Consider the following 1463-nt stretch of genomic DNA (forward strand, 5'->3'; position numbering starts at 1 on the left):
GTCCACTTCTCCGTATATATAGCCACGCTCACCTGTATCATTCACATCAATAGGCTCTAAGGAACCACAATAAGCCATTTTGTACTTTTCATCCATAAACGGCTTGTGAATATGTCCCATTGCCACGTAGTCAAATCCTGACATTGCCACTCTCTTTTTATTAATCGGAATATGCTTTTCATCACCACCATGAGCCACCAGAATATTTATCATATCAGGTCTGTCCACAATAATGTGATCATACATTCCATCTGTTATTTCTGTCTGATGGTAGCTAAGTCCATAGACACATGCGTTAAGTTCCGGGATTTCCACTTTTTGAACATTCTCACTGCCTAGAAAAATAACATTATCACTCCACTTAAAGCCATCGTAAAATGACCCCTTTTTAATGGCATCATGATTTCCGGCACACAGCACTACTTTAGTTTCAGGTATTGTTGAAAAAAGATAGTCCACCTCTTTTAACTCCCTAAGCAATGGCTGTCTGTGAAACAAATCCCCGGCAATAATCAACATATCCACCGGCTGTGCTTTAATTTTCTTTATTAATCTCTCAAAAGTCTGCCAGATTTCATCTCCACGGTTTTTTGCCCACTCTTTTCTGCTCTCCGGCATGGCTCCTAAATGAATATCTCCTGTATGAATAAAACGCATAGTCCCTCCCGAACTTTTTTACTATCTTTTAGTATAACATTAATGGATTTTTCGGTCAATTAATCAGAGAGATATGTTATGGTTTAATGAGAATAAAATATGAGTTTTAATATTTGCATCCATAACAAAGAGGCCATCCACTAATGTGAATGACCTCTTTATTATATAATATTATGTTATTTTTATCCCACTAAATAGTGTACTTAACCCATTTTTGTACATTGCTTACAGAATCCGATTCCTGAATTTCTGAGGTGGACTCCTTTTGCTCTACCTTCTTAAATAAGTATGTGTATGACTTACTGCGGTCTGCATAACGATACTGAGTCTTGTAAGATGCAACTACTGTCCTTGTCCATTCATAATACCAGCATGGAGCACTTCCGTATAAATAGAAGAATCCTGCCGAATTAGAATTCTGGCTTCCTGTAATTGGCAAATCCTGACCATCCCATACAAACTTGCTTGGTGAACCGAATTTTCCCGGCTTGGTCATAACTAATGTGCTAAAAGCTTCCCCTGACTTTGCATCTGTCAATGTAAGCTTGGAATCATATTCAACCCTAAGTACCGAGCCTAATATTCCCGGATTGTCCTTTATAGACACATTTACAGATACTGTAGAGCCGGGAATGGCATTTTTCCCTTCTACACTAATAATAGCTGTTTTCCCTGTTGCAGCTTTTATGTCAACCACATTCGCCGGAAGCATAGAAAACATCATTGCTATTATCATCAATAATGAAATGAATTTTTTCTTCATATTTATCATTAAACCGGATAACTGCACTTTTTGTAGAAAAAAT

2 protein-coding genes are annotated in these 1463 nt (G+C 37.5%); both read right to left on the bottom strand.

Annotated elements, in window-relative coordinates; genetic code table 11:
- Positions 1-657, bottom strand: a 657-nt coding sequence (locus Q5O73_RS05440; protein ID WP_302669213.1) for an exonuclease SbcCD subunit D, incomplete at its 3' end; no start/stop codon positions are given.
- 190 nt (positions 658-847) lie between these two features.
- Positions 848-1420 (bottom strand): hypothetical protein, encoded by a 573-nt coding sequence (locus tag Q5O73_RS05445; RefSeq protein ID WP_302669214.1) that lies wholly within the window; start codon positions 1418-1420, stop codon positions 848-850.
- Positions 1421-1463: the final 43 nt, after the last annotated feature.

The sequence above is a fragment of the Eubacterium sp. AF15-50 genome, from assembly GCF_934835595.1.
GTDB lineage: Bacteria > Bacillota > Clostridia > Lachnospirales > Lachnospiraceae > Eubacterium_G > Eubacterium_G segne.

Excerpts from the sequence above, each read along its gene's own strand:
- Q5O73_RS05445 (WP_302669214.1), bottom strand. The coding sequence starts at position 1,420 with ATGAAGAAAAAATTCATTTCATTATTGATGATAATAGCAATGATGTTT.